Raw genomic sequence first — 26,568 nt, forward strand, 5'->3', positions numbered from 1 at the left:
CAACATGCCTGGGGATGAGCCGAACATCGCGGGCTTCGCGATGCTTCCCTTCGCGGGCGGCGAGACTGTTTACAAGTGGTTCCAGGCCGGCACAGGCCCGAGCCAGAGCACGGCGCTGACCGCGCAGTCCTGGCGCGACCTGTCGACTGGCCACGTCGACGTCGCTGATCTCATCAACAAGGCCGTGCGCGACTCTGGTGCTTCGTGGGAGGGCTCGGCGGGCGATGCCGCCCGTGGCGGCACCTCCCCGCTGGCCAACTGGGCGACCGTCACCGGAGATTCTGCGAGTGCCGCAGCCACGAACTCCGACGCGGTCGGCGATGCGTACGTCAACGCCGCTCACGCGATGGAACAGCCGCCGGCTGTTCCTAAGAAGCCGTTCCTGAACGACTACGCCTTCTGGGAGACCGACTACGACGAAGCGGTCAAGGACAACCAGAAGGTCAGCGAAGCGAACATGCGCGCGTTCAACCAGTACGGCACTGCCGTGACTTCGAGCACCGACAACATGCCGACCTTCATCTCTCCCACCGCCACCGACGCGAGCATGGAAGAAGGCGGCGACAAGAAGATCGACGAGGTCGACCGCACGAAGCACACCCCGCCCGAGCACGCCGACCCTTCCAAAACCGGTGGTGGCGACCAGCTCAGCAACAACGACGACGGCACGACCGGCACGTCCGGCTGGAAGCCGCCGGGCGGCGGTGACGACACCAACCTGTCCCGTGTCGACCCCAAGCTCCCGCCACCGACGCCGCCGCCCGGCAGCGACGACTGGCGCAACCGGCTGCCCGGAGGCGACCAGAACCTGCCGCCCGGCGGCGGTGGCGGGTGGAACAAGAACGACCCGAACGACCCGCGCAACCGCGGCAAGTTCGACCCCAACGACCCGCGCAACCGCCCCGGCGGCCCCGGTGGCCGTCCGCCCGGCGGTGGCGGCGGCGGTGGAGCCGGCGGCGGTCGCGGTGGCATGGGCGGTGGTCCTGGTGGCCTCGGCGGTGCCGCGGCGGCACGCGGTGCCGGTGGCATGGGCAGCGGCTTCGGCGGCGCGGCCGGCGTTGGTGAGCAGGGCCGCGGCGGTGCCGGTGGCTTCGGGCCGACCGGTGCCGGTGCTGGTGCCGCGGGTGGTCGTGGTGCCCCTGGTGCCGGTGGCATGGGCGCCGGTGGCGGTCGTGGGCAAGGCGAGGAGGACAAGGAGCACAAGTCCGCGTCCTACCTGCAGGAGACCGAGGACATCTTCGGCGACGGAACGATGGTGGCACCGCCCGTCATCGGCGGTTAAGGGGGAAACGTGCTGAGGAGCAGGGTCGCCATCCCTGTCACGGCGCTCTATCAAGCGTGGCAGGCCGCGGGTCTGCCGTCGCTGCACCGTGCGCTGCTCACCCAGGTCGACTTCGACGAGGGCCTCCTCGAAGAGGGCGACCTGAGTGGGCTGGAACGGATGCAGCGCTCGGCATGGGCGCAGCTCGAGCAGTACGGGCTCGCGCGCGGCAACCAGGTCCACCCGGACCTGGCCAACGCGCTGCGGCTCGTGGTGGAGGCGGGTACCGAGTACTGGGCGTTCTTCAGCCTGAAGGACGGCCCGCAGCAGAGCGTGCTGGTCGTGTCGAACGGCCAGGACGCGCTGCGCATCGTGCTCACGGCCGACCAGCAGTTCGTGCTGGAGCCGATCCGCGCGGACGAGGCACCGCAGGCGCTGGTCGGCGCACTGCCGCCCACGCCCGCCGGCAAGGGCAGCCCGATCACGCTGCCGGAGGACGCGCTCAAGCAGAAGCCGCAGTCGTACGACGACACCGGCTCGTACATGCAGCAGAGCCGCCCGACCAGCACGCCGAACGACCAGCTGGTCGCGCAGCTCAAGCAGATCATGAGCGAGCCGCGCACCGGTGGCGGCCAGGTCTTCTCGGCCAAGCGCGACCACCTCGGCCGCATGCAGCGCTGCCTCAACCCGCTGACGTTCATCGACACGCCGAGCGGGCGCTACCTCGCCGCCAAGAGCGAGGGCTGGCTGCGGGTGCAGCCGGCCGACTTCGGCACGCTCGCCCGCATGACCGCGACGATGCCGTAGAAGACAACGGCCGGGTCGCCGCAGCGACCCGGCCACCGTCGTTCGTCAGGCGAACCGCAGCGCGTCCCGGCCCAGCTCGGCCGGGCTGCGGTGGCCCGAGAGCCCGAGCGTCAGGTCGAAGTCCGCGAGCAGGCTTCGCAGCACGTGCCGCACGCCGACCTGACCACCGTGCGCCAGCCCGTACGCGTAGGGCCGCCCGACCATCACGGCCTTGGCCCCCAGTGCCAGCGCCTTCACGATGTCGGCACCGGTGCGGATGCCGGAGTCGAACAGCACGTCGATCTGCTCCCCCACCGCGTCGACGATCTCCGGCAGCACGTCCAGCGACCCCACGGCACCGTCGACCTGCCGCCCACCGTGGTTGGACACGACGATTCCGTCCATTCCGGACTCGACGGCCTTGCGCGCGTCGTCCGGGTGCTGGATTCCTTTCAGGACGATCGGCCCGTCCCAGTGCTCGCGCAGGAACGCCAGCCGGTCCCACGACTTGTCGGTACCGGTGAAGAGCTGCACCCACCGCAGGATCGCCATCGGCAGATCGTCCTCGGGCGACTTCTGCAGCCCGGCCCGGAAAACCGGGTCGCTGAACGGAATCGCGGTGCCGACCCCGCGCAGGAACGGCAGGTAAGCCTGGTCCAGGTCGTGCGGCCGCCACGCCAGCGTCCACGTGTCGAGCGTGACGACCAGCGCCGTGAACCCGGCCTTGCGCGCCCGGTCCAGCAGCGACGCGCACACGTCCGGATCGTTCGGCCAGTACAGCTGGTACCACCGCGGCCCGTCACCGGAAGCCTCCGCGACCTCCTCGATGGTGTGCGAGGACGCCGTCGACAAGACCATCGGCACACCCAGCTCGGCCGCCGCCCGCGCGGTGGCGAGCTCGCCGTCCTGATGCAGGATCGACTGCACGCCAACGGGTGCGAGCAACACCGGCGCGGGCAGGTCGGTGCCCAGCACGTTGACGCCGAGATGCCGCTCGGTCGCGTCCGTCAGCATCCGCGGCACGATCTGCACGCGGTCGAACGCGTCACGGTTGGAGCGAACGGTCGCACCTGAGCCCGCGCCTCCCGCCACGTACCAGAACGGCCCCGGTCCCAGCCTGTCGCGCGCGGACTGCTCCAGCGCGTTCGGATCGGTGGTGAACGGCGGCACCGCGCCGCCGAGCCCCTGCAGGTAAATCTCGTTCTGGTACGCGGCGAATGAGGTCATGCGCCTACTTTGCTACGAAGCGAGCTGCACTAGGAAGAACTCGTTCCCGAACGGGTCGCTGAACCAGGTGGCCCGATCACCCCAGGGCATCGACTCCGGCTCCCCCTTGACCGTCACCCCCTTCTCCACGAACGAGGCGTAGTCGGCATCGATGTCCGAGCTGATCAGCGAGATCCCGCAGCCCATCGCGAACGACACGTTGGGCGCGTCCGCCAGCGACAGGGCGAACGCGGTCTGGGAGCCGCGCGGGGCGACCGTCAGCCAGCGCATGCCGGCCTCGTGGCTGTCCTGGCGCTTCTCCCAGCCCAGCGTGTCCACGTAGAAGCGCAGCGCCTCCTCGAGGTCGCGCACGTTGATGGTGGCCGAGTGCACATGAGTGATCATGCGCAGAACGCTAGGCCCGCACCCCCACCGCACGCTTCTTCGAAACTGCTTGTCGCGGCCAGCGCGCCTCCAGCCAGATCGCGACCGGCGCGGCGGTGACCACTGTGGACGCGGTGCCGGCGACCAGGCCGATCAGCAGCGCCGTGGCGAAGTTCGCCAGCGAGCCGTCGCCGAGCACCAGCAACGCCGACAGCACGAACAGCACGCCGATGCCGGTGTTCACGGTGCGCGGCACTGTTTGCACGACCGCGTCAGACACCACGTCCGGGTACGGCGCGCTGAAACGAGACCCGCGCAGCTCGCGCAGACGGTCGAACACGACGACCGAGTCGTTGACCGAGTAACCGATCACGGTCAGCAGGGCCGCAAGGAACACGCCGTCGGCCGTCTTGCCCATCCACGCGAACACGCCGATGAGCACCAGCACGTCACTCAGCAGTGCGGCGACCGTGGCCAGGCCTAGCCTCCAGTCGAACCGGATGGCCAGGTAGCCGAGCTGGGCAGCGACCGCGATGGCGAGGCCGATCACCGCGTTGCGGCGCAGTTCCGAGGAGAGCGACGGGCCGATCAGCTCGTTGCTCGACTGGCGGGCGCCGCCGTCGACGGCCGAGTTCACGACCTGGCCGATGCGGGTGGACGCGGCGTCGTCGATCGGGCCGGTGCGCAGCGAGACCTCGTTGCCGGACGAGGAGACGACCACGTCCGGGAAACCCGCGCCAGACAAGGCCGAACGCACCCGGCCGGCATCGATCGGACCGCCCGCGGCGTAGTCGAGCATGCGGCCGCCGGTGAACTCGACGCCCAGGTTCAGGCCGCGCACGAACAGGCCGGTGATCGCCACCAGCACCACGGCCGCGGCGGCGAGGAGCCAGCGGGACGGGCGGCGGTACAGCACCGCGGTCAACCGCTGGCGCACCCAGCCCAGCGTGTGCAGGCCGCTCAACCGGGGGCGCTTCGCCACGAAACGGGTGCCGAGCACCCACAGCACCAGCACCCGCGACAACACCAACGCGCTGAACATCGACGCCAGCACACCGATGGTCAGCGTCACGCCGAAGCCGCGCACTGGGCCGGTGGCCAGCCAGAACAGCAGACCGGCCGCCAGCAGGGTCGTCACGTTGGAGTCGGCGATCGCACTCAACGCGCCGCGGAACCCTCCTTCCGCCGCGCGGCGCAGATTGGGTTTGCGGGCGTACTCCTCGCGGGCTCGTTCGAAGATCAGGACGTTCGCGTCGACCGCCATGCCGATCGCCAGCACGAAGCCGGCCAGGCCGGGCAACGTCAAAGTCGCGCCCACCGCCAAGAGTCCCGCATAGGCGACACCCGCGTAGCCGACCAGGGCGATGACGGCGAGGAACCCGGCGAGCCGGTAGGCGAAGATCAGGAAGAGCGAGGTCAGGGCGATGCCGATCATCGCGGCCTTGGCGCTCGCCTCGATGGCCTCGGCGCCCAGCGTGGCCCCGACCGTGCGCTGTTCGATCACCTCGACCGGCACCGGCAGCGCGCCGGAGCGGATGACCAGGGCGAGTTCCTTGGCCTCTTCCTGGGAGAACCGGCCGGTGATCGTCGTGGCACCGCCTGGCTGGCCCGCGCCGCAGGGCGTGTCGAGGCTGACCTCCGGCGACGAGACGACCTTGCCGTCCAGCGCGAACGCGATCTGGCGGCCGGGCGTGCCGGACGGCTCGCAGGCCGCCTCGCCGGTGATCTTCTGCCACTTGCCGGGAGCGTCGCCCTGGAACTGGATGTTGACCACGAAGCCCGCACCCTGCTGGTTGCGCACGGCGTTGGCGTCGGAGATGCCCTCGCCGGTCATGACGGTCTGGCCGTTGCGCTGCACGGTGAGCTGCGCGGTGCGGCCGAGGACCTTCACGGCCTCCTCGGGATCCTGGACGCCGGGGAGCTCGACGACGATGCGGTTCTCGCCGGAGCGGGCGATCACCGGTTCGGCCACGCCGAGTGCGTCGACGCGGCGGCGCAGCACCTCCATCGAACGGTTGGCGGCGTCGGCGTCGCCTTTCGCCTCGAGAACGATCTGAGTGCCGCCACGCAGGTCGAGGCCGAGGCGGGGATCTGTGGTGAGCAGCAGGAATGCGGATGCGACGAGGACCCCGAGCGCGATGAGACCGCGCACGAGCAGCCCTCGTCGCGCGTTGTCGCGCGACATGGGTGAGTGAGCCTTCCGGAAGAAAAGTGGTTGCTGAGAAACGGGTTTCAGCGACCGGAAGGCGGCGAGCGATCCCGCTGCGGGGTCCAGCGGACGCCGTCGGGCGTGCGGTGCACGCGCCGGGCGAAGGAGACGACGAACCGCATCGGCAGCGCGGGCTTCGCGACCGGCGGCACGTCCATCGGCAGCTGGGCCTGGGGCACCTGGGCGGCCTGGAGGTTGTGCGGCCTGGGCGCGGCGCCCGGCAGGTTCGCGAAGTCGTGGCCGTGCCGGATGACAGAGCCTTGAGCGGGCGACGGCGGGGCGGGGGCGGCGACGATGAACAGCTGTCCGAGGAACAGCATCAGCGCGAGAGCGACCGCGTTGCGACGCATCACCGCTTCCTGCCTCCCCCGATGTACACGAGCGCTCCCCCCACGACAGCGCACAACCAGGAAAGCACAAGTGGCTGCATCGTGGTGGCTCCGAGGAGCAATGCGACGGTCCAACCGGCGAGGAGCAGGGCGGAGGCGGCGAGCAGCGACACCGTCACGGCGAGCTTGCGCAGGCCGAACAGCAGTTTGAACGGACGCAGCCGCAACGCCACGACCAGGCAGCACAGCACCAGCGCGGCGGTGAGAAACGCCAGGTAGGGCGTGGGCCGCGGCATCCCGGCGAGCAACGCCAGCAGCCCGCCGCCGACCAGGATCAACGCGAGCGTGCGCAGCGCCTGCCACACCTGCGCCTTGTTCAGCTGCACCTGGACGGGCTTCGAGGAACGGCGCCGCTGCACCGTCGCGAGGTTCGCCTTGGAGTCCGCGTCGGACGGGTCGAGCTTGATCGCCGTCCGGTAGGCGTGCTCGGCGGTGCCCCAGTCGCGCATCCGCAGCGCCGCGTCCCCGAGCACCTGGAACGCCCGTGCCTCGGTGGGCGCGAGCTGCGAGGCGTGCAGGGCGGCGTCGAACGCCTCCACGCCGCCGTCCGGCAGGTCCGCGAGCACCTCGGCCAGCACGACGTAGCAACGCCAGTCCCCCGGCTTGCGCCGCACGGACTCCCGCGCCGCGACCGCCGCCTCCTGGTGCCGGCCGAGGTCGCTCAACGCGAGCGCCGCCAGCCGTTGCGGCCAGGCGGGCTCGCCGTCGAGCACCATCGCGCGCTTGGCCGAGTCGAGTGCCTGGTCCGCCTCACCGAGGTCGAGCTGGGCGGCCGCGAGCCGGCACCACGCCTCGGCGTGCCGAGGGTTCGCCGCCACCAGGGGCCGCAGCAGGTCGATGGCCTGCCGCGGTTTCCCCGAGGCGGTGAGCTCGGCGGCGCGCAACAGCACCGCGGTCATCGGCTCGGACACGCCGCACAGTGTGACAGCGCGGCTGTGCTAGTTCGCGCGCAACCCGAGCATTAGTGGAGTTGCTCCAGGAGGAGGCGCTTCGCGCTTCGAGGGCTAGACGGGCATCGCCCTTGCAGCAGCCCCGAACCAGCGAGCGAGCTGGTCCCACAGAGCCTCCTGGTCATCGCCCACCCAGGCGACGTACCCGTCCGGCCGCACCAGCACCGCCGGCACGTCCAGCTCCTCGCTCACGTCGACGACGTGGTCGACCCGATCCGCCCACCCCTGCACGGACAACGACCCGCTCTGGTCGAGCAGCAGCCCGCGGCCGGCGTGCATCAACGAGTAGAGCCGCCCGCCCTTCAACGTCACGTCGCGCAGCCGCCGGCCCACCAGGTCGTGCGACGACCCGAAGTCGTACCGGACGTTGATGGCGACGATCTTCTCGGTCAGGTACCGGTTGACCTCCTCGAAGTCCATCAGCTCCCCGAGCAGCCTGCGCACCGACTGCGGCCCCGGCTCGACCTTCATCAGCTCGATCTGCGCACGGGTGTTGTTCAGCACGTCCTCTGCCACCGGGTGCCGTTCGGCCTCGTAGGTGTCGAGCAACGAGTCAGGCGCCCCTCCCAGCACCAGAGCGAGCTTCCAGCCCAGGTTGAACGAGTCCTGAACGCCGAGGTTGAGGCCCTGACCGCCGGTCGGCGGGTGGATGTGCGCCGCGTCGCCCGCGAGGAACACCCGGCCGGACCGGTAGCGCTCTGCCTGCCGGGTGGCGTCGCCGAAGCGGGACAACCAGCGCGGCGAGTGCACGCCGAAGTCGGTGCCGGCGACCCTGCGCAGCTGCTCCTTGAACTCGTCGAGGGTCGGCATGGTCATGCGGTCCTCGGACACGCCCTCGGCCGGCACGATGACGCGGTACGCGCCGTCCCCCAGCGGCCCGATGCCGAACCGCTTCTGGGTCTGGCGGACCTCGGTCATCACGGCCATCGCCGTCTCCTGCGGCACGCCCAGCTCCATCTCGCCCAGCAACGTCTCGACCCGGCTGGGCTCGCCGGGGAAGTCGATGCCGACCAGCTTGCGCACGGCGCTGCGGCCGCCATCGCACCCGACGAGATACCGCGCACTCAGCTCGGTGCCATCGGCCAGCGAGACGGTCACGCCTTCGTCGTCCTGCTTCAGGCCCGTCACCTCACTGCCCCGGCGGAGTTCGGCGCCTGCTTCCAGCGCGTGCTCGGTGAGCAGGCGGTCGATGATCGGCTGCTGGAGGCCGAGGACGTACGGGTGCGTGGTGTCGAGCTCCGGCGCGGCCTTGGTGATGCCGGCGAAGAACCCGGCGACCGGGTACTGCGTGCCGAGCTCGAGGAACCGCTCCGCCAGGCCGCGCTGGTCCATCACCTCGATGCTGCGCACGTGCAGACCGAGCGCGCGGACCACCTTCGTCGGCTCGGTGTCGCGCTCCAGCACGACCACGCGCACGTCGTGCAGCCGCAGCTCGGCCGCGATCATCATGCCGGTAGGTCCGCCGCCGACGATGATGACGTCGATCATGTAAGCCCCATTTCCCCAGGTAATGGCTTTGGCCGGGCAATGATGAACCATGACCGGGGTCTTGCCGCAAGGCCGGGGGTGCGCTATACGTTGAAGAGGGCAGGGAGAGATCCCTGCCTTTTGTCTTGCATTGAGCCCACCAGACTCAACTTTGCTGGCACCCTCGAACGCATGGTGCGGTGGTACTTCGCGGGACTTGCGCTGTCCTACTTCGGAACGAGCGCGATGTACCTGGTCGCCGGCGTGTGGGTGAAGTCGCTGACGGGCAGCGATGCCCTGGCGACGCTCGCTCTGCTGTGCGTGTACGCGCCGAGCGTGCTCTCGCCGTTGATCGGCCGGTTCGCCGACGGCTTCCACAAGAAACCGCTGCTCATCTGGACCAGCCTGGCGATGGTCCCCGCACTGGCAGTGCTGTTCTTCACCGACGAGATCTGGGTGATCTTCACGGTGCTGCTGATCTACGGCACTAAGTCCGTGCTGGTGAGCGCCGCGGAACCGGCGTTGCTGGTCGCGCTGCTGCCGCCGGACCGCCTCGCGAAGGTCAACGGCCTGCGGATGTCGTTGCAGGAAGGGATGAAGCTCGTCGCACCGCTGGCGGGCGCGACGCTGTTCGCCGCGTACGGCGCGTGGCCGGTGGTGGCGATCGACGCGCTGTCGTTCCTGCTGGCAGCCGCGGCCACGACGATGATCCGGGTCGACGAACCACCGCCCGCTCCGCGCGAAACACCGAGCTGGCCGCACCTCAAGGCGCTCAAGTGGCCGCTCGTGGGCGGCGCGGTGGCGCTGTTCGCGGCCTCGCTGAACACCGCGGCGTCGTTCCCGCTCGTGGAGAAGGGCCTGCACTACGGGCCGGAGTTCCTCGGCGTGCTCGCGGCGGTCCAAGGTGCCGGATCCGTGCTCGCGGGCCTCACCGGCAAACGCGCGAACATCACCGTCGGCCTCGTCCTGATCGCGGTGGCGGCACTGGCCCGCGCGACGGGGTGGCTGCCGGCGGTGCTCGCGTCCGGGTTCGTGCACGGCATCGGGCTCGCCTGGGCCGTGATCGCGGTGGCCACGCTGGTCCAGCAACGCACACCCCAGGCCGCGATCGGCCGGGTCAGCGCGACGGCGACGAGCATCGTCTTCGGCGCGGCGCCACCAGGCCTCGCCGCGGGCGCGGCGCTCGTCGCGCACCTGAGCTTCCAGTGGATCTACGTGATCATCGCGGTCATCACCGCGGTAACCGCCGTCTGGGCACGCGGGGGCCGGACGCGCCGCTTCACTGCGCGCCGAACCCCCGCGTGGCGGGCGGCCGACCAGATGGAGTGATCAGCCGCAGGTCACGAGCCCGTCAAGGGTCTCGTGCCACAGCTGAAGAAACCACGGGCCGGCGCCGGAGAATCCCGTTCCGGCCGAAACGTCATGCGGATCACCCGCGCGCGACAGGTCAGAGCAACCCGGCGGACACCAGGTGATCGAAGATGATCCGCGTGACCGGGGAGACCCGGTCCACGTCGGCGGCGGTGAACCACGCCAGTTCGGCGATCTCGTTCGCCGGCTTCAGCTCGCCCCCGAAAGACGCCGTGTAGCAGGTCATTCGCACGGTCTCCCCCTCCGCGCGACCGTGCGCCTGAGCCTCGAACACCCCCACCAACGAAGCGCTGGCCTGATCGACGTCCACCGACAGCTCCTCGCGGATCTCGCGCACGAGCGTCTCGACGTCGGTCTCACCCGGCTCCCGCTTGCCGCCGGGCAGGTAATAGCTGTCCTTGCCGTGGGAACGAGCGACGAGGACCCGCCCGTTCTCGATGTGCAGCCACGCCACCTTGTCGATCACGCGACCGACACTAGGCCGAGCACTAGGCCGAGGCGAGTTCCTTCACCACGCGGTGCGCGTCGGCCAGCGACTCGACCGCCAGCTCGCGGAACTGGTGCATCTGCGGCACCACGTCCGCCAGCGTCAGTTCGGCGTGCACGAACTCCAGCTTCTGGTCGAGCCCGACCATCGAGAGCACGGCCCGCAGGTACGGCTCCTGGAAGTCGAAGCCCTCACGCGGCGTGCCCGGCTTGTACGAGCCGCCCCGCGCGGTCACCACGACGACGCGCTTGCCGCCCCACGCGAACGTGCCGTCCGGGCGGGCGAAGTGCTCGGAGGTCGCGATCTGGTCGATCCAGGTCTTCAAGGTCGACGGGATCGAGAAGTTGTACATCGGCGCGCCGATGAGGATCACGTCGGCGGCCTCGACCTCGGCCATCAGGTCGCCCGCGATCTCCTGTGCCGTGCCGTCCTTGTGCGGGACCGGCGACGCGTGGAGGTCGCGGTAGGTGTAGCCGCCGCCGGGGTTCGCGGACCGCCAGTTCTCGGCGAACGCACCGGAGATCTCGCGGGTCACAGACCCTTCGTAACGAATGCTCGAGTCGAGGTGCAGCAGATTGGTCATACCCAGAACATACGAGCGAAGAACTTCCGAGTCAAGATGTTCTTAGCCAAGAATATCTCTCTCAGGAGGTACGATGGGGCACATGAAGGAGGAGCGGCCCATCCCCGGATGCGTGGAGAAGTGGGACTTCAACTGGCTGCTGCACCGCGCCACCCAGCGGGTCGGGGCGGCGTTCGCCGAAGAGGTCACGAAGTACGGCGTCTCCGTCCGCGGCCAGCTGATCCTCCAGGCGCTCGCGAGCGACGAGGCCCACCGCACGCAGCTCAAGCTCGGCGCGATGCTCGGCCTGGACAAGACCACGCTGACGAGCGAGCTCGACAAGCTGGAACGCGCCGGGCTGGTCGTGCGCGTCCCCGATCCGAACGACCGCCGTGTGCGCACACCGGTGATCACCGACCGGGGCATCGAGGTGCGGAAGCAGGCGACCGACGCGCTCGCCGAGATCGAGCGCGCCTACCGCGCCCGCTTCACCGACGACGAGATGCAGATCATCCGCAGGGCGTTGATCAGCCTCGCCGACGGTGAAGCGCCGGTTCACGGCTCCTGCATGTAGGCCGTCTAGGCCAACGAACCGAGGTCAGCCTCACGCAGCTGGGCCGGCGTGACCGCGGCCTGTGCGTCCACCAACGCCTGCAACGCCGTACCGTCGTCCCAGACGTTGACGTTCATGGCCGCCCGCACCCTGCCGTCCCGCAGCCAGAACGCGATGAACTGCCGCGACGCCAGGTCTCCGCGCACCACCAGCTCGTCGTCCGGGCCGGCGAGCCCGCGGTACTCCATGCCCAGGTCGTACTGGTCGGTGAAGAAGTACGGCGACTTCTGGTACGGCTCGTCCAGCCCGAGCAGCGAGCCCGCCACGTGCGTGCCCTGGTCCTTCGCGTTCGCCCAGTGCTCGACCCTGACCCGCCCGTCGTAGCGCGGGTGGTCGTGCGCCGCGATGTCACCGGCGGCGAAGACGTCCGGCGCGGACGTGCGCAGCGCGGCATCGACCGCCACGCCGCCGTCGGCCAGTTCCAGCCCGGCGGCCTCGGCCAGTTCCAGTCGCGGCGTCGCGCCCACGGCCAGCACCGTCACGTCCGGCAGCAGCTCGGAGCCGTCGTCCAGCCGCACGCCGGACGGCGAGAAGCCCGCCACGCCGGTGCCCAGCTTGAAGTCGACGCCGTGTTCCTCGTGCAGTCCGCGGAACATCTGGCCCATCCCGGTGCCCAGGACGCGGACCAGCGGCTCGGACAGCGGATCGACCACCGTGACGAGGCAGCCGTGGGTGCGGGCCGCGGACGCCACCTCGCAGCCGATCCACCCCGCGCCGACGATCACGACGTGCTTGCCCTCGTGCAACGTCGAGCGCAACGCGAGGGAGTCGTCCAGGGTGCGCAGCACATGTCCTTGCGCGCCAGGAAGAACGCGAGGGCGCGAGCCGGTCGCGAGCAAGAGCCGATCGTAGGAACGCACTGCTCCATCGGAGTCAACGATCGTGTGATCACCGGGCCGCAGCTCCAGCACCGAGACGCCGAGCAGGAGCTCGATCTCGTTGTCGGCGTAGAAGCTCGCCTCGTGCACCCACGCGGGTTCGGCAGCCTTTCCCAGCAGCACGTCCTTGGACAGCGCGGGAAGTTCGTACGGGCGGTGGTGCTCGGTGCCGAGCATGGTGATCCGGCCGCCGTAGCCGCGGTCTCGGAGCGCACCCGCCGCGGAGGCACCGGCGAGGCCCGTCCCTACGATCACAATGCGTTGCGGTTCCGCCATTTTCACCCCTCCAGGTGACCAAGTCTCATCTCTCATGCGACGCTATCCGCAGCTCGGCACGGTCGCTTGACGGAGACGTTCGCAGGACTTTTCAAGGGAAGGCGAAACCTCCGTCATGACCCCCGGTAACGCACGTCTCACCCAGGCGAGCACCGGGACCACCGGGCCGGTGCGCCGAGCGAGCTGGAGGAAGTAACCCGTGGGAGCCAAAGAGGAGTGGCAGGTGAGCTGCCGCGACATCGCCTCGCGCCGACGGGACATGACGGTGTTCGTCAGCCAGGGGCACATCGTGATCAACGTGCCTCCTGGGGAAGCCGCTGTTCTGACGCCACTGGAAGTCGGCCGGTTGCGAGCGGCGTTGCGCGAAGCCGTGGTCGCCGCCTCCAACACCGAGATGTGACCGCGATCACAGCTTACCTACTCACAAGTAGGTTGATGGCAGAGTGGGCCTCATGTTGACCCGCGTGCTGCTGACCCTGGTCAAAGCCGGAGTGATCCGGCCGTTGGGCCCGCGAGGGCTCGCCGGCACCGCACGCGGCTATCTGCAGTGGAACATCACGCTCGCCTGGGGTTACCAGACCGGCGCGGGACGACACCCGAAGCGCGCCGCGATCGTCGACGACGACGGCGTGCTGACGTACGCGCAGGTGCACGAGCGCACCAGCCGGCTCGCGCATGCCTTCCGCGCCAAGGAACGCATCGGCCTGCTGTGCCGCAACCACCGCGGCTTCATCGAGACGCTGACGGCCTGCACGAAGATCGGCGCCGACGCCGTCCTGCTCAACACCGGTCTGAGCAAAGGACAACTGGCCCAGGTCGCGCACGACCAGAAGATCGACAGGTTCGTCGCCGACCGCGACTTCGCCGGAGTGCTGCCGGACCTGCCCACGATCTTCACCGACGAACTCGAGTCGCTGATCCTCAACGGGCCGGCCACACCGCTCCCCCGCCGCCCTCCACGCGGCCGGCTGATCGTCCTCACCTCCGGCACCACCGGCACCCCGAAGGGCGCCAAGCGGCCGGAGCCCGCGAGCCTCGCCCCCGCCGCCGCACTGCTGTCGCGGATCCCACTGCGGCACGGCGACGTCATCTCGATCACCTCGCCGCTGTTCCACGCCTGGGGCCTCGCCGCGTTCCAGCTCGGGCTCGTGCTCGGTGCCACGCTGGTGCTCCGCCGGAAGTTCGACCCCGCCGAGGCCCTGCGGGACGCCGAGAAGTGCACGGCGATGTTCGTGGTCCCGGTGATGCTGCAACGCATGCTGGAGACCCCGCGCCGGCCGAAGCTGCGGATCATCGCCTCCAGCGGGTCGTCGCTGCCGCCCCGCGTCGCCACGCGCACGCTGGAGGAGTTCGGCCCGGTGCTCTACAACCTCTACGGCTCAACGGAAGTGAGCTGGGCGAGCATCGCGGACCCGGACGACCTCGCGCGCGACGCCGGCACCGCGGGCAAGCCACCGCTCGGCACCCGACTGGCCATTGTGGACGATCAGGGCCGGCCGGTCGCGTCCGGCGAGACCGGGCGGATCTTCGTCGGCAACGAGATGCTGTTCGACGGCTACACCAACGGCACGAGCAAGGAGTCCTTGAACGGCCTGATGTCCACTGGTGACCTCGGCTACCTCAAGGACGGCCTGCTGTTCGTGGCCGGCCGCGACGACGAGATGATCGTCTCGGGCGGCGAGAACGTCTACCCGCGCGAGGTCGAGGACCTGCTCTCGACGCTCGACGGCGTCACCGAGGTCGCGGTGCTCGGCGTGCCCGACGACGAGTTCGGGCAACGGCTCGTCGCGTTCGTGGTCGGTTCGGAAACCCTGACGGCCGAACACGTGCGTGACCACGTGAAGGCGAACCTCGCCCGGTTCTCCGTACCCCGGGATGTTTTCTTCCTCAACGAGTTGCCCCGCAACGCGGCTGGAAAAGTGCTGAAACGCCAACTGCGCGAACAGGACTAGAGTCGGCCTCCGAAGAGGGGGCTAGATCAATGACAGTTCCCGGACGGACCACCGATCCGCGGTCCAACGCCGTGCACAACCTGCGCGAGGCCCGCATCGCGCTGGACGAGGGCAGGCCGGGCGAGGCGCTGGAGTACGCCGAGAAAGCGGTTGCCGCGTTCTCCTGGCTGGACGACGCCGAGGGTGTCGCGGAGGGCGTGCTGGCGCAGTCCGTGGCGCTCGGCAAGCGCGGGCTGTGGCCGAGCGCGCTCGACACGATCGACCGGGTGCAGGAGATCGCGGCGGCGAACCGCCACATCGGACTGCAGGCGCGGTGCAGCTTTTCCCGTGCTGTGGTGGAACTGCGGCTCGACTCGCGGGAGCGCAGCTTCAACTCGTTCTCCCGCGCGCTCGGTCTGGCCGAGCTCACCGGGGACAGCGAGCTGATCGGCTCGGTGCTGTTCGAGCAGGCCCGCGTGATGCGCATGCAGTACCACGAGCACTGCATGATCCGCACCGAGGAGAGCCGCTGCAGCCTCGACGGCGAACCGTGCGTGCGCAAGCTGCGGCGCGCGGAAGCCTTGTGCGCACAGGTGCGCGACCGCTGGAAGCAGGTCGGCGACCCGGTGCGGATGGCCATGGTCAACGTCCTGCTGACACACGTGCGCATCGATCTGGGTGAACTTGACCGTGCGCACCGCAGCTGGCAGCGCGCTGACCAGTTGCTTGCCGGAAGGAACCGCCCGGTGGCGAGGGCGGAGGTGCTGATGGCGCGCGCCAGGCTGAGCGGGGCGCGCAAGCGGTACCAGGACCAGATCACCCAGCTGACCCAGGCCGCTGAGCTGGCGATGAGCTGTCTCGCGCGCGAGGTCGCGGTGCACGCCCACCAGCAGTTGAGCGAGGCGTACGAACGATGCGGCGACCTCGAACTGGCGCTGCGGCACGCGCGGTTGCAGCTGGAGCAGTACCGGCTGTGGGAGCTGCAGGAAGGTCGCGATCTGCTCAGGATGCGTGAGCACGATCTGTCGTCCCGACTCGTGGAACAGTTGGCGCACAGGCGTTTCGAGCCCAAGCGGGAGGACGCCGTCGTGCGGGTGCCGCACACCGGTGACCTGCACGAGACCGGTACCGCCGAGCACACGAACACCCGGATCGCCCGCGCGTTGCGGGCCGGGCTCACCAAGCGCGGCATCGAGGTGCTGCGGCTGGTGGCGGCCGGAGCGAGCACGGCGATGATCGCGGAGTCGCTCGGCCTGTCCCCCAAAACCGTGCAGAACCACCTCCAGCGGATCTACACGACACTTGACGTCAACGGGCGTGCCGGAGCCGTCGTGTGGTGGATGAGCCTGACCACTGGATAGGAATCCATTGTCAAGTTATTGACAATTGGTCCAACCAGTCAGGGGTGCAATCGCCCGTTCGGTCGCTTGCCGCCGACGGGGTACTCCCGGATTTCGGGTGTTTTACCCACGTCGGCGCAGTGGAATTGGGTGATGTGACGGGTAACTGGTCTGTGTCATGCTCCGTTAACAAGGTGTCCAGTTAACGAGCGAGGGGCGGTCATGACCGGGCAACGACGCCCACGCCTAGGGCCTGTATCGAAGTCTCGTTCGATGAGAGTCGCGCCTGAGGTGGTTCCTGGCGGTGCGGCCGAAAGGCCCGCATACCGGTGTTGTATGTGGGCCTTTCGGCCGCGCCCCCAGGGGCCGCCTCAGGCCCGGCTATCGCGAACAGAGACTTCGATACAGGCCCTAGTGCTTGCGCAGGGCGATGCGGGCCACGTCGCGCCAAAGGAGCGGGTCGACGCCCTCGGGGTTGATGTGCTCCAGCAGCGCGGCCAGTGCGGCGCGTGCGCCGGTGCTGCCGTCCGGTTCGAGTTCGTCCGCCGCCCGCACGAGCAGAAGATGGCACCGCAGCTGCTGTTCGGAGTTCAGCTGCCCGGTCGCGATGGCCTGTTCCGCGAGCTCCCGCGCCTTGTCGACCTCGCCGTCGCGCAACGCCAGCTCCGCCCGCAACGCGCGGGCGTACGCGAGCAGACCGTCCTGCCGGCGCATCGCGGCGACCGTCGTCTCCACCTTGTCCAGCAACGCGACGACCTCGTCGAGGTTCGCACCGGGCGTGCGCAGCGCGATGGACGCGCCGGCCAGCCGGACGCGGCACCGGTACTCGGGATCGCCGTCGAAGTCGTCGAGCATGCCGACGGCCTCGCGGATGCAGTGCGCCGCCTCGGTGCGGTCGCCGAGGCGGTCCGCGACCTTGGCGCGTGCCCACCACGTGGAAATGGCGAGCCGGTCGCGGCCGAGTTCGGGCAGCCGCGCGGCGAGCTGGTCGACGACCTGTTCGGCGTCGGCGAGCCTGCCCGCCGCGGTGAGTTCGGCGCACAAGGCGATCAGCGCACGCGTGTTGACGCGACGCACCCGTTCGCCGTCACCGCTGGCCAGCTCGACGGCCTCGCCCGCTGCTTTCACGGATTCGGCCGTCCGGCCGAGGCGCCGCAACGAGGATGCGCGCAGGATCTCCACGAGCGCGTCCACCGCCGGACCGGGAGACCACGACTTGCGCAGCTTCGCCGCAGCCAGCAGCAGACCCTCGTGGTCTCGCTGCCTCGCGAGCATGACCAGCCGCGTCCACCGCACGCACCAGCCGAACATCTCCTCGTCCGACCGCTTTCCCAGTGTTTCCAGCAGGTCGACGGCCATCGCCAGGTCACCGTCGTGATAGGCGAGCAGCGCCTCGCACCACGCCAGCGCCTCGTCCTGCATCGCGGTGCGGTCCTCGTCGACCATCAGCTCGGACGGGTCGACGTCGAGCACCTCGGCGAGCCTGCGCACCACGGCGGGCGACGGCACCCGTTCACCGGACTCAAGCCGCGACACGTAGCTCATGGAGACGCCAGGGCACGCGAGGTCCTTTTGCGACAAACCGCGTTGCAGCCGGACCGCCCGCAACCGCGCGCCGAACCTCGTCAAAGACTTCCTGCCCTCATCCACGGCCGCCACCAATCGAACGGAGCACCTCAATGAAGCCGAACACTATCGCTCGAATCGTCGCCGCAGTGATCCTCAGTCTGGGAGCGCTCGTGACGGCGGCCGGCGCGGCCTCGGCCGGCGAGCCCGGCGACATCTTCACCCCTCCGTACTCCTCCCCCAACTGATCGTTCCGCCCGGTCGGGTGGTCCTGCCTCCCTCGCAAGCAGGACCACCTCGACGGCGACACACCAATTGACACACCTGGCCACACCACCAGGTACCGGTGAGGCACAGTTGTGGGGTGACTCTGCAACTGCGCACGCCTCGTCACCAGGTGAGCCCGAAATCCGTCCTGCTGTGGACGATGCAGGCCGCCGTGTTCTGGCTCGTGCTCTTCGTACCCCAGCTCATCGTGTTCATGCTGGTGAACGAGCCGCCCACGTGGGAGCTGGCGCTCATGATCGCCACGCTCGTCGTCGGAATCGTGCACACCGCGGTCGAGCCGAGCTGGCGCTACCGCGTGCACCGCTGGGAGACCACGCCGGACGCGGTGTACACCCTCTCCGGCTGGCTGTCCCAGGAGTGGCGCGTCGCGCCGATCTCCCGGATCCAGACCATCGACACGAAGCGCGGGCCGTTCCAGCAGATGCTCGGCCTGGCGACGGTCACGGTGACGACCGCGTCGGCCGCGGGGCCGGTGGAGATCGAGGGCCTCGACCACGAGGTGGCGCAGCGGCTCGTGGAGGAGCTGACCACGACGACCCAGGCAACGCCGGGTGATGCCACGTGACCTCCCCCGCTGAGATGTCTGGCGGGCTGCCCGCCGCGCCGGAGTTCGCCGAGCCGCTGGCGGAGTGGCACCGCCTGCACGTCCGCATGCTGATCGTGCGCCCGCTCAACGAGGGCCTCGCGCTCCTCGTGCCGATCGGCGTGCTGCTGATCACCGGCAGCGGCGAGCCGTGGCGCATCTTCGCGAGCGGCGCGACCGTCGCCATGATCCTCGCGTTCAGCTTCCTGATCTGGCGCACCACGAAGTACCGCATCACCGACGACCAGGTCGAGCTGCACACGGGGTTGTTGACCCGCAAGCAGCTCGCGGTGCCGCGTGATCGCATCAGGACGGTCGACCTCACGTCGAAGCCGGGTCACCGCGTGTTCGGGCTGTCCGCGGTGCGGATCGGCACCGGGCAGCAGGACGTCCCCGGCACCGACGGCCTCACGCTCGACGCGGTGACGTCGGAGGAGGCCGAACGGCTGCGGTTGTTGTTGCTGCAGAAGACAGTCGCCCCGAAGACCGGTGGTGTCGCGGGCGAGCCGCAGGCGGCACCCGCGCCGTCCGAGGTCATCTCGAAGCTGGACCTGAAGTGGCTGAAGTTCGCGCCGCTGTCGTTGTCCGGCCTGGTGGCGGTCGGCGCGGTGTTCGGCGTGCTGTCCAACTACGCAGACGACCTCGGCCTGCACGTGGTGCAGGACCTGTGGAACTGGCTGTTCGACCACCGGAGCTTCATGCTCATCGGCGGTTTCGTGCTGGCGCTGGCCGTGGTCGGCCTCGTGCTGTCGGTGCCGCTCTACATCCTCCAGTTCTGGAACTACCGGCTGACCCGCGAGCCGGACGGGACCCTGCGCGTGCAGCGCGGCCTGCTCACGACGCGGTCCGTGTCGGTCGAGGAACAGCGGCTGCGTGGCGTCGACATCCAGGAACCGCTGCTGGTGCGCGCCGGCCGCGGCGCCAAAGCCGTTGCGGTGACGACGGGTCTGGGTTCGAAGGGCGAGAGCAACCTGCTGCTGCCGCCCGCGCCGCTGTCCGTGGCGCACGAGGTCTCGCAGGACGTGCTGCGCGTCGACAGCGACCCGACGACGCGGAAGCTGCGCAAGCACCCGATCGCCGCCCTGCGCCGCAGCCTGGTCCGGCACGTGGTGCCGTTCGTGGTGATCGCGACCGCCCTGGCGATCTGGGCGCCGTCGTGGGCGTGGCCCATCCCGGTCGTGCTGATCCCGTTCACCGCGCTGATCGGCTGGGACAACTACCGCTCGCTCGGCCACGCGCTGGACCCGCGCTACCTGGTGACCCGCAACGGTTCCCTGGTCCGCAGCACCGTCGCGCTGCAGCGCACGGGCATCATCGGCTGGCGCATCCACCGCTCGTTCTTCCAGCGCCGCAGCGGTTTGATGACGATCGGCGCGACCACCGCGGCGGGTGCGGGCGTCTACCACGTCACGGACGTCGGCGAGGCGGACGGCCTGGCGCTGGCCGACGAGGCGGTACCGGACCTGCTCCGCCCGTTCCTCATCGAGAACTGAAGTCCACAGTGGATCGGGGTGCCGCTCAGGCCGTGCGGAACGTCTGGCGGTAGGCGGTCGGCGACACCCCGATCGACGCCGCCAGCTGCTGCCGCAACGCCGCCCCGGTGCCGAACCCGGCGTGCCGCGCGACCAGGTCGATCGGCAGGTCCGTGGACTCGAGCAGGTGCCGGGCCCGTTCGACGCGCTGCTGGGTGAGCCAGCGGCCCGGCGACAGCCCGGTCTCCGCGCGGAACCGCCGCGTGAACGTCCGCACGCTCATCCTGGCCTGCTCGGCGAGCGCCGCCAGTTCCAGCGGCTCGTCCAGCCGGTCCAGGGCCCACGCACGGGCGGGCGCCGTGGAGGAGTCGGGATCGTCGGGCACGGGCTTGTGCACGAACTGCGACTGGCCGCCCTGCCGCCACGCCGGCACGACGCAGTAGCGGGCGACCCGGTTCGCGACCTCGCTGCCGTGGTCGGACCTGATCACGTGCAGGCAGAGGTCGATCCCGGCGGCCACACCGGCGGAGGTGAGCACGTCGCCGTCGTCGACGAACAGCACGTCCGGGTCCAGCCGCACCTGCGGGAAGAGCTCCCGGAACGAGTCGGTGGCGCTCCAGTGCGTGGTGGCGGGCCGGCCGTCCAGGATCCCGGCGGCACCCAGCACGAACGCCCCGGTGCAGATCGACATGATCCGCTTCGCCCTGGTCGTCGTGAGCGCCTCGTGCACCGCGGGCTCGAGCCTCCCCTCCAGCCGGGCCGGCAGGTAGCGGGTGCCGGGCACGAGCACCGTGTCGGCGTCCCTGATCACCTCCAGGCCGTGGTCCGGCGTGACGGGGTAGCCGCCGCTGGTGGGGATCGGACGGCGGTCCGGCGAGCAGACCAGCAGCTCGTAGTGGTCGGGCAGCTGTCCGAAGATGTGCGTTGACGTGCCGAGATCGAACGCGATCGCGGTCTCCAGCGTCAGCACGGCGATCCGGTGGGCCATGGCTGGATTCTTTCACATGTTGGCAGTCAGGCCACTGGTTGTCAGGTCCACCAGCACGCACCCTGGTCGCCGTGAGACTGCATTGGGCCTGGGTGGTCGCTGGGGTGTCGTTCGTTGCGTTGGTGGGTGCCGCGTCGTTCCGCGCGGCACCGGGCGCGTTGATCGAGCCGTTGCGGGCGGAGTTCGGCTGGACGACCGGCACGATCTCGCTCGCCATCTCGATCAACCTGTTGCTGTTCGGGTTGACCGCGCCGTTCGCGGCCGCGCTGATGGACAGGTTCGGCGTGCGGATCGTGGTGACCTTCGCGCTGACGATGGTCGCGATCGGCAGCGGGCTGACGGTGTTCATGACGACGTCGTGGCAGCTCGTGCTGCTGTGGGGCGTCGTCGTCGGGCTGGGCACGGGGTCGATGGCGCTGGCGTTCGTCGCGACGATCACCGGACGCTGGTTCGTGAAGCACCGCGGGCTGGTCACGGGCGTGCTGACGGCGGGTGGCGCGGCCGGTCAGCTGGTGTTCCTGCCGCTGGTGGCGTGGTTGTCGGCTGCCTACGGCTGGCGGGCCGCGTCGCTGACGATCTGCATCGCCGCGCTGGCCGTGGTGCCGCTGGCCGCGTTCTTCCTGCGCGAGTACCCGCGGGACGTGGGGCTGTTGCCGCTCGGCGCGACCGAGGACACTCCCCCGCCGCCGGCCGGTGGCGCGGCCCGGCGCGCGCTGACCGCGTTGGGCGCGGCGGCGAAGACCAGGCCGTTCTGGCTGCTGGCCGGCGGGTTCGCGATCTGCGGTGCCTCCACGAACGGCCTGGTGGGCACGCACTTCATCCCCGCCGCGCACGACCACGGCATGCCGACGACCACGGCCGCGGGCCTGCTCGCGCTGGTGGGCGTGTTCGACATCGTGGGCACGGTCGTGTCCGGCTGGCTGACCGACAAGGTCGACTCGCGGCTGCTGCTGGCGGGCTACTACGCGCTGCGCGGCCTGTCGTTGATGATCCTGCCGCAGCTCTTCGGGGCCAGCGCGCACCCGTCGATGCTGGTGTTCATCATCTTCTACGGCCTGGACTGGGTCGCGACGGTGCCGCCCACGGTCGCGTTGTGCCGCCAGTACTTCGGCATGTCCGGCCCGGTGGTGTTCGGCTGGGTGTTCGCGTCGCACCAGCTGGGCGCGGCCGTCGCGGCCTCGGCGGCCGGGCTCACCCGCGACCACCTGGGCAGCTACGACCTGGCCTGGTACGTCGCGGGCGCGCTCTGCCTCGGCGCGGCGGTGCTGTCAGCGTCGCTTGCGCGAAGTCCCGAAGATGCCCCGCGTGATCTCGCGCGCCAGGGCGCTGCCGGCTGACCGCAGGAACGACTTCACCGCACTGTTGCCGAGCACCTTCTCGACGAGCCCCGGTTCCTCCTTCTCCTGGCGTTGCTGGGGAGGCTCCGGGGCTTGTCCCTCTTCCTGCTGGGGCGGCGCGACTTTCTGCACCAGCTGCTCGTAGGCCGACTCGCGGTCGACCGTCTCGGAGTACTTGCCGTGGAGATCGCTCTGGGCCGCGCCCTGCTTGATCGCGTCGTTGCCGATGGTGTCCATCAACGACCGCGGTGCGCGCAACCGGGTCCACGCGACCGGCGTCGGGGCGCCCTTCTCGCTCAGCACGGTGATGATCGCCTCGCCGATGCCGAGCGAGGTAAGCGCCTTCTCCAGGTCGTAGTGCGGCGTCGTCGGGTACGTCTTCACGGTGCGCGACAACGCCTTCTGGTCGTCCGGCGTGAAGGCGCGCAGCGCGTGCTGAACGCGCGCGCCGAGCTGCGACAGCACGTCGTTCGGGATGTCGGTCGGCAGCTGCGTGCAGAAGAAGACGCCGATTCCCTTGGACCGGATGAGCTTCACGGTCTGGGTGATCTGGTCGAGGAACGCCTTCGACGCGTTCGAGAACAGCAGATGCGCCTCGTCGAAGAAGAACACGAGCTTGGGCTTGTCGACGTCACCTTCCTCCGGCAACGTCTCGAAGAGCTCGGCGAGCAGCCACATCAGGAACGTGGAGAACAACGCCGGGTTGCCCTGCAGCTCGGCCAGCTCCAGCAGGCTGATGACGCCCTTGCCGTCGCGCTGCCGCATCAGGTCGGCCGGATCCAGCTCGGGTTCGCCGAAGAACTTCTCGCCGCCCGCCGCCTCCAGGTTCACCAGCGCCCGCAGAATGACCCCGGCGGTCGAGCTCGAGACGCCACCGATGCCCTTCAGGTCCTCCTTGCCCTCGTCGCTGGTGAGGTGCTGGATGACGCTGCGCAGGTCCTTGGTGTCGAGCAGCGGGAGACCTTTCGAGTCCGCCCAGTGGAAGATCAGCCCGAGCGTCGACTCCTGGGTGTCGTTCAGGCCGAGGACCTTCGACAGCAGGATCGGCCCGAAGCTCGTGACGGTCGCCCGCAGCGGGACGCCGATGCCGCCCGTGCCGATCGACAGGAACTGCGTCGGGTACGACTGCGCCTGCCAGTCGTCGCCGGTGTCCGCGGCGCGGGCCTTGGTCCTGTCGCTCTCCTGGCCCTGCTGCGACAGACCGGACAAGTCGCCCTTCACGTCCGCCATCAGCACCGGCACGCCGTTGTTCGACAGCTGCTCGGCGAGCAGCTGGAGCGTCTTCGTCTTCCCGGTACCCGTTGCCCCCGCGACAAGTCCGTGACGGTTGACCATGGCCAGCGGGATGCGGACGTGTGCGGTCGACTCCACCTGCCCGTCGACCAGCACGGCACCCAGTTCGATGGCCGCGCTCTCGGACTTGTATCCAGCAGCGATCTCAGACTGAGCCGTCATGCACGAGGAGCGTAACCAGGTTGCTGCACACCGCCACTCGAAGTTGAGGCGTCGCGCAGTAATGTTCGGGGCGTGATGGATCGTCTGGTGTGGATCGACTGCGAGATGACCGGACTCGACTTGGGCAAAGACGCTCTGATCGAGATCGCGGCACTGGTCACGGACGCCGAGCTCAACGTGCTCGGCGAAGGGGTGGACATAGTCATCCACGCCGATGACGACGTGCTCGCCTCGATGCCGGACGTCGTGGTGGAGATGCACGCCAAGTCGGGTCTGACAGAAGAAGTGCGCGCTTCCACGGTGTCGCTGGAAGAGGCCGAGGCCGCCGTGCTGGCGTACATCAAGGAGTGGGTCCCGGACCCGCGCACCGCGCCGCTGGCGGGCAACTCCATCGCCACCGACCGCGGCTACATCGCCCGCGACATGCCCGCGCTGGACGCTCACCTGCACTACCGGATGGTCGACGTGTCGTCGATCAAGGAGCTGTGCCGGCGCTGGTACCCGCGCATCTACTACGCGCAGCCGGGCAAGGGGCTCGCGCACCGGGCACTCGCGGACATCAAGGAGTCGATCCGGGAGCTCGCGTACTACCGGCGCACCGCGTTCGTGCCGCAGCCGGGACCGTCGACCGAGCAGGCCCAGGCCGTGGCCGCTGAGCTGCTCAAGAACGCCGACTGACCCCCTGATTTCAATATCAGTGTTGCTCATTGCTATGCTGTTGTCGCCGGTCACGGACCGGTGATGGTGGGTGTAGCTCAGCTGGCAGAGCACTGGGTTGTGATCCCAGGTGTCGCGGGTTCAAGTCCCGTCACTCACCCTGACAGCCGGACTATGTCTGCAAAATGCGCAGACGTAGTCCGGCTTCGTTGTGTTTCTGGGGGCCAAGCCCCCAGACCCCAGCCGGGGGCACGCCCCCGGACCCCCGGCCTGCGTGGCGCGCCGACGCAGGCCCATTCCCATGTGCTGGCGGAGCGTTCATGACCACCCTTGTCGCGAAGGACCTCTCCACGGGTCACGGTGACCGCGTCCTGTTCTCCGACCTCAACCTCGTGGTCGCCCCCGGCGACGTCATCGGGCTGGTCGGGGTCAACGGCGCGGGCAAGTCGACCCTGCTGCGCACCCTCGCGGGCCTGATCCCCGCCGAGCAGGGCCGGGTGTCGCTGAACCCGCCTGCCGCGAACGTCGGCCACCTTCCCCAGGAGCCTGAGCGCCGCGAGGGCGAGACCGTGCGGGACTTCCTGGCGCGCCGGACGGGTGTCGCCGAGGCTCAACGGGCGCTGGACGTCGCCACCGAGGCGCTGACCGCCGGCAACGACGAGGGCTACTCCGACGCGCTGGACCGCTGGCTCGCGCTGGGCGGCGCGGACCTGGAGGAACGCTCGCTGGAGGTCGTGTCGGACCTGGGCCTTTCGGTGGGCCTCGACGCGTTGATGACCTCGCTGTCCGGCGGCCAGGCGGCGCGCGCGGGCATGGCGTCGTTGCTGCTCAGCCGCTACGACATCTTCCTGCTGGACGAGCCGACCAACGACCTCGACCTCGACGGCCTGGAGCGGCTGGAGAAGTTCGTCACGGGCCTGCGCGCGGGCACCGTGCTGGTGTCGCACGACCGCGAGTTCCTGGCCCGCACGGTGACCAAGGTGCTGGAACTGGATCTGCACCAGCAACAGGTGAACCTGTACGGCGGCGGCTACGAGTCGTACCTGGAAGAACGCGACCGTGCGCGCCGGCACGCCCGCGAGGACTACGAGGAGTTCGCGGACACGAAGGCCGCCCTGGAGGCGCGGGGTCGCATGCAGCGCGCGTGGATGGACAAGGGCGTGAAGAACGCCCGCCGCAAGGCCACCGACAACGACAAGAACGCCCGCAAGTTCCGCGCTGACGCCACCGAGAAGCAGGCCTCGAAGGCCCGCCAGACCGACCGCATGATCGAACGCCTGGACGTGGTCGAGGAGCCGCGCAAGGAGTGGGACCTGCGGATGGAGATCGCCGCGGCTCCGCGTTCCGGTGCCGTGGTGGCCTCGCTGCGCGCGGCGGTGGTGTCGCGCGGAACGTTCACGCTGGGCCCGGTGGATCTGCAGATCGACTGGGCTGACCGGGTCGCGATCACCGGCGCGAACGGCGCCGGCAAGTCGACGCTGCTCGGCGCCCTGCTGGGCCGCGTGGAGCTCGCTTCCGGCTACGCCACGCTGGGTTCCGGTGTCGTGGTGGGCGAGGTCGACCAGGCGCGCGGGCTGTTCCTGGGCGAACTGCCGCTGGTGGACGCGTTCCAGGAGGCCGTGCCGGAGATGAACCCCGCCGACGTGCGGACGTTGCTGGCGAAGTTCGGCCTGAAGGCGGCGCACGTGATGCGGCCGGCCGCGTCGTTGTCACCGGGTGAGCGGACGCGGGCGGCGCTGGCGTTGCTGCAGGGACGCGGGGTCAACCTGCTGGTGCTGGACGAACCGACGAACCACCTCGACCTGCCCGCGATCGAGCAGCTGGAGGCGGCGCTGGAGAACTACCCCGGCACGTTGCTGCTCGTGACGCACGACCGGCGGATGCTCGAAGCGGTGCAGGTGAACCGTCACCTGGCCGTTGAGGGCGGCCAGGTGACGGTTTCCTGAGCTGGTGCCGTGACCGTCGGCCTTTGCCTCGTATTTCGGTGTTCAGACGGGTGCATCGTGGTGCCGGCCCCGCGTCCCCGTACTGGTTGTACGGGGGCGCGGGGCCGGTGCCGCGAGGCGCCCTGCTGAGCGCCGAAAGACGCGGCGGAGGTCGGCGGTCACGGCA

General features: G+C 69.7%; 25 protein-coding genes and 1 tRNA gene. 14 read left to right on the forward strand and 12 right to left on the reverse strand.

Going from position 1 to position 26,568, the window contains the following annotated elements:
• The first annotated feature begins 4 nt into the window (after positions 1-4).
• A complete protein-coding gene (locus ACIA8G_RS19185; RefSeq protein WP_396419895.1) occupies positions 5-1,282 on the forward strand; it encodes a PPE domain-containing protein in 1,278 nt (425 codons plus the stop codon).
• 9 nt (positions 1,283-1,291) lie between these two features.
• On the forward strand, positions 1,292-2,068 hold the full coding sequence (locus ACIA8G_RS19190; RefSeq protein WP_396419896.1) for an ESX secretion-associated protein EspG: 777 nt from the start codon (positions 1,292-1,294) through the stop codon (positions 2,066-2,068).
• Between the two features lie 45 nt (positions 2,069-2,113).
• Here the strand turns inward: ACIA8G_RS19190 and ACIA8G_RS19195 are convergent, their stop codons facing one another.
• From ACIA8G_RS19195 to rox, 6 genes are all read right to left on the reverse strand, one after another.
• Entirely contained in the window at positions 2,114-3,274 is a 1,161-nt protein-coding gene (locus ACIA8G_RS19195; RefSeq protein ID WP_396419897.1) for a lactate 2-monooxygenase, read from the reverse strand.
• A gap of 12 nt (positions 3,275-3,286) precedes the next feature.
• On the reverse strand, positions 3,287-3,658 hold the full coding sequence (locus ACIA8G_RS19200) for a VOC family protein (protein WP_396419898.1): 372 nt from the start codon (positions 3,656-3,658) through the stop codon (positions 3,287-3,289).
• 10 nt (positions 3,659-3,668) lie between these two features.
• The gene (gene secD, locus ACIA8G_RS19205; RefSeq protein WP_396419899.1) at positions 3,669-5,822 is read right to left on the reverse strand and encodes a protein translocase subunit SecD; all 2,154 of its coding nucleotides are present in this window, start codon (positions 5,820-5,822) and stop codon (positions 3,669-3,671) included.
• Between the two features lie 47 nt (positions 5,823-5,869).
• The gene (locus ACIA8G_RS19210) at positions 5,870-6,196 is read right to left on the reverse strand and encodes a hypothetical protein (RefSeq protein ID WP_396419900.1); all 327 of its coding nucleotides are present in this window, start codon (positions 6,194-6,196) and stop codon (positions 5,870-5,872) included.
• Positions 6,196-7,146, reverse strand: a complete 951-nt coding sequence (locus ACIA8G_RS19215) for a tetratricopeptide repeat protein (RefSeq protein ID WP_396419902.1) — start codon at positions 7,144-7,146, stop codon at positions 6,196-6,198. Before ACIA8G_RS19215 ends, ACIA8G_RS19210 begins: the two co-directional genes overlap by 1 nt.
• Before the next feature lie 93 nt (positions 7,147-7,239).
• Positions 7,240-8,673, reverse strand: a complete 1,434-nt coding sequence (rox, locus tag ACIA8G_RS19220; protein WP_396419903.1) for a rifampin monooxygenase — start codon at positions 8,671-8,673, stop codon at positions 7,240-7,242.
• A 171-nt stretch (positions 8,674-8,844) separates the two neighbouring features.
• On the opposite strand from rox, the gene ACIA8G_RS19225 reads away from it, so the two are divergent.
• A complete protein-coding gene (locus ACIA8G_RS19225) occupies positions 8,845-9,981 on the forward strand; it encodes an MFS transporter (protein ID WP_396419904.1) in 1,137 nt (378 codons plus the stop codon).
• A 118-nt stretch (positions 9,982-10,099) separates the two neighbouring features.
• Here the strand turns inward: ACIA8G_RS19225 and ACIA8G_RS19230 are convergent, their stop codons facing one another.
• Together ACIA8G_RS19230 and ACIA8G_RS19235 are read right to left on the reverse strand one after the other, a co-directional pair.
• Positions 10,100-10,489: an NUDIX domain-containing protein gene (locus tag ACIA8G_RS19230; RefSeq protein WP_396419905.1), complete on the reverse strand. Its 390-nt coding sequence runs from the start codon at positions 10,487-10,489 to the stop codon at positions 10,100-10,102.
• 22 nt (positions 10,490-10,511) lie between these two features.
• A complete protein-coding gene (locus ACIA8G_RS19235) occupies positions 10,512-11,093 on the reverse strand; it encodes an FMN-dependent NADH-azoreductase (RefSeq protein WP_396419906.1) in 582 nt (193 codons plus the stop codon).
• Between the two features lie 82 nt (positions 11,094-11,175).
• On the opposite strand from ACIA8G_RS19235, the gene ACIA8G_RS19240 reads away from it, so the two are divergent.
• Entirely contained in the window at positions 11,176-11,646 is a 471-nt protein-coding gene (locus ACIA8G_RS19240) for a MarR family winged helix-turn-helix transcriptional regulator (protein WP_396419907.1), read from the forward strand.
• A gap of 5 nt (positions 11,647-11,651) precedes the next feature.
• Here the strand turns inward: ACIA8G_RS19240 and ACIA8G_RS19245 are convergent, their stop codons facing one another.
• Positions 11,652-12,839, reverse strand: a complete 1,188-nt coding sequence (locus tag ACIA8G_RS19245) for an NAD(P)/FAD-dependent oxidoreductase (RefSeq protein ID WP_396419908.1) — start codon at positions 12,837-12,839, stop codon at positions 11,652-11,654.
• A gap of 199 nt (positions 12,840-13,038) precedes the next feature.
• Between ACIA8G_RS19245 and ACIA8G_RS19250 the strand changes: the two genes are divergently transcribed.
• Genes ACIA8G_RS19250 through ACIA8G_RS19260 form a run of 3 tightly spaced genes read left to right on the forward strand, consistent with a single transcriptional unit; the run spans position 13,039 to position 16,131 of the window.
• A complete protein-coding gene (locus tag ACIA8G_RS19250; protein ID WP_396419909.1) occupies positions 13,039-13,239 on the forward strand; it encodes a hypothetical protein in 201 nt (66 codons plus the stop codon).
• 52 nt (positions 13,240-13,291) lie between these two features.
• The gene (locus ACIA8G_RS19255) at positions 13,292-14,791 is read left to right on the forward strand and encodes an AMP-binding protein (protein WP_396419910.1); all 1,500 of its coding nucleotides are present in this window, start codon (positions 13,292-13,294) and stop codon (positions 14,789-14,791) included.
• A 29-nt stretch (positions 14,792-14,820) separates the two neighbouring features.
• Positions 14,821-16,131, forward strand: a complete 1,311-nt coding sequence (locus tag ACIA8G_RS19260) for a response regulator transcription factor (protein WP_396419911.1) — start codon at positions 14,821-14,823, stop codon at positions 16,129-16,131.
• A gap of 390 nt (positions 16,132-16,521) precedes the next feature.
• On the opposite strand, the gene ACIA8G_RS19265 is transcribed toward ACIA8G_RS19260, so the two are convergent.
• Positions 16,522-17,760: a helix-turn-helix domain-containing protein gene (locus ACIA8G_RS19265; protein ID WP_396419912.1), complete on the reverse strand. Its 1,239-nt coding sequence runs from the start codon at positions 17,758-17,760 to the stop codon at positions 16,522-16,524.
• A gap of 29 nt (positions 17,761-17,789) precedes the next feature.
• Here ACIA8G_RS19265 and ACIA8G_RS19270 point away from each other — a divergent pair, with 29 nt between their 5' ends.
• The 3 genes from ACIA8G_RS19270 (at position 17,790) to ACIA8G_RS19280 (ending at position 20,040) form a co-directional block, all read left to right on the forward strand.
• Positions 17,790-17,924, forward strand: a complete 135-nt coding sequence (locus ACIA8G_RS19270) for a hypothetical protein (protein WP_396419913.1) — start codon at positions 17,790-17,792, stop codon at positions 17,922-17,924.
• A 122-nt stretch (positions 17,925-18,046) separates the two neighbouring features.
• Complete coding sequence (locus ACIA8G_RS19275; RefSeq protein WP_396420542.1) at positions 18,047-18,529, forward strand: PH domain-containing protein; 483 nt, start codon at positions 18,047-18,049, stop codon at positions 18,527-18,529.
• Positions 18,526-20,040 (forward strand): PH domain-containing protein, encoded by a 1,515-nt coding sequence (locus ACIA8G_RS19280; protein WP_396419914.1) that lies wholly within the window; start codon positions 18,526-18,528, stop codon positions 20,038-20,040. The genes ACIA8G_RS19275 and ACIA8G_RS19280 overlap by 4 nt, the downstream gene beginning before the upstream one ends.
• A 25-nt stretch (positions 20,041-20,065) precedes the next feature.
• Here ACIA8G_RS19280 and ACIA8G_RS19285 read toward each other — a convergent pair whose 3' ends face one another.
• On the reverse strand, positions 20,066-21,007 hold the full coding sequence (locus ACIA8G_RS19285; protein ID WP_396419915.1) for a GlxA family transcriptional regulator: 942 nt from the start codon (positions 21,005-21,007) through the stop codon (positions 20,066-20,068).
• Positions 21,008-21,069: 62 nt separating this feature from the next.
• Here ACIA8G_RS19285 and ACIA8G_RS19290 point away from each other — a divergent pair, with 62 nt between their 5' ends.
• Complete coding sequence (locus tag ACIA8G_RS19290) at positions 21,070-22,344, forward strand: MFS transporter (protein ID WP_396420543.1); 1,275 nt, start codon at positions 21,070-21,072, stop codon at positions 22,342-22,344.
• Here the strand turns inward: ACIA8G_RS19290 and ACIA8G_RS19295 are convergent.
• Positions 22,276-23,799: a helicase HerA-like domain-containing protein gene (locus ACIA8G_RS19295; protein WP_396419916.1), complete on the reverse strand. Its 1,524-nt coding sequence runs from the start codon at positions 23,797-23,799 to the stop codon at positions 22,276-22,278. The two genes, ACIA8G_RS19290 and ACIA8G_RS19295, sit on opposite strands and share 69 nt — an antisense overlap.
• Positions 23,800-23,871: 72 nt before the next feature.
• On the opposite strand from ACIA8G_RS19295, the gene orn reads away from it, so the two are divergent.
• The 3 genes from orn (at position 23,872) to ACIA8G_RS19310 (ending at position 26,402) form a co-directional block, all read left to right on the forward strand.
• Positions 23,872-24,477 carry an oligoribonuclease gene (gene orn / locus ACIA8G_RS19300; protein WP_396419918.1) on the forward strand — a complete coding sequence of 202 codons (606 nt, stop codon included), beginning with the start codon at positions 23,872-23,874 and terminating at the stop codon, positions 24,475-24,477.
• A gap of 66 nt (positions 24,478-24,543) precedes the next feature.
• Positions 24,544-24,616 (forward strand) — tRNA-His (locus ACIA8G_RS19305).
• 160 nt (positions 24,617-24,776) lie between these two features.
• The gene (locus ACIA8G_RS19310; RefSeq protein ID WP_396419920.1) at positions 24,777-26,402 is read left to right on the forward strand and encodes an ABC-F family ATP-binding cassette domain-containing protein; all 1,626 of its coding nucleotides are present in this window, start codon (positions 24,777-24,779) and stop codon (positions 26,400-26,402) included.
• Positions 26,403-26,568: the final 166 nt, after the last annotated feature.

It is taken from the genome of Lentzea sp. NPDC051213 (genome assembly GCF_044455585.1).
Classification (GTDB): domain Bacteria; phylum Actinomycetota; class Actinomycetes; order Mycobacteriales; family Pseudonocardiaceae; genus Lentzea.

Excerpts from the sequence above, each read along its gene's own strand:
- ACIA8G_RS19185 (WP_396419895.1), top strand. The coding sequence starts at position 5 with ATGCCTGGGGATGAGCCGAACATCGCGGGCTTCGCGATGCTTCCCTTC.
- ACIA8G_RS19195 (WP_396419897.1), bottom strand. The coding sequence starts at position 3,274 with ATGACCTCATTCGCCGCGTACCAGAACGAGATTTACCTGCAGGGGCTC.
- ACIA8G_RS19200 (WP_396419898.1), bottom strand. The coding sequence starts at position 3,658 with ATGATCACTCATGTGCACTCGGCCACCATCAACGTGCGCGACCTCGAG.
- secD (WP_396419899.1), bottom strand. The coding sequence starts at position 5,822 with ATGTCGCGCGACAACGCGCGACGAGGGCTGCTCGTGCGCGGTCTCATC.
- ACIA8G_RS19210 (WP_396419900.1), bottom strand. The coding sequence starts at position 6,196 with ATGCGTCGCAACGCGGTCGCTCTCGCGCTGATGCTGTTCCTCGGACAG.
- rox (WP_396419903.1), bottom strand. The coding sequence starts at position 8,673 with ATGATCGACGTCATCATCGTCGGCGGCGGACCTACCGGCATGATGATC.
- ACIA8G_RS19225 (WP_396419904.1), top strand. The coding sequence starts at position 8,845 with ATGGTGCGGTGGTACTTCGCGGGACTTGCGCTGTCCTACTTCGGAACG.
- ACIA8G_RS19235 (WP_396419906.1), bottom strand. The coding sequence starts at position 11,093 with ATGACCAATCTGCTGCACCTCGACTCGAGCATTCGTTACGAAGGGTCT.
- ACIA8G_RS19240 (WP_396419907.1), top strand. The coding sequence starts at position 11,176 with ATGAAGGAGGAGCGGCCCATCCCCGGATGCGTGGAGAAGTGGGACTTC.
- ACIA8G_RS19245 (WP_396419908.1), bottom strand. The coding sequence starts at position 12,839 with ATGGCGGAACCGCAACGCATTGTGATCGTAGGGACGGGCCTCGCCGGT.
- ACIA8G_RS19255 (WP_396419910.1), top strand. The coding sequence starts at position 13,292 with ATGTTGACCCGCGTGCTGCTGACCCTGGTCAAAGCCGGAGTGATCCGG.
- ACIA8G_RS19260 (WP_396419911.1), top strand. The coding sequence starts at position 14,821 with ATGACAGTTCCCGGACGGACCACCGATCCGCGGTCCAACGCCGTGCAC.
- ACIA8G_RS19270 (WP_396419913.1), top strand. The coding sequence starts at position 17,790 with ATGAAGCCGAACACTATCGCTCGAATCGTCGCCGCAGTGATCCTCAGT.
- ACIA8G_RS19285 (WP_396419915.1), bottom strand. The coding sequence starts at position 21,007 with ATGGCCCACCGGATCGCCGTGCTGACGCTGGAGACCGCGATCGCGTTC.
- ACIA8G_RS19295 (WP_396419916.1), bottom strand. The coding sequence starts at position 23,799 with ATGACGGCTCAGTCTGAGATCGCTGCTGGATACAAGTCCGAGAGCGCG.
- ACIA8G_RS19310 (WP_396419920.1), top strand. The coding sequence starts at position 24,777 with ATGACCACCCTTGTCGCGAAGGACCTCTCCACGGGTCACGGTGACCGC.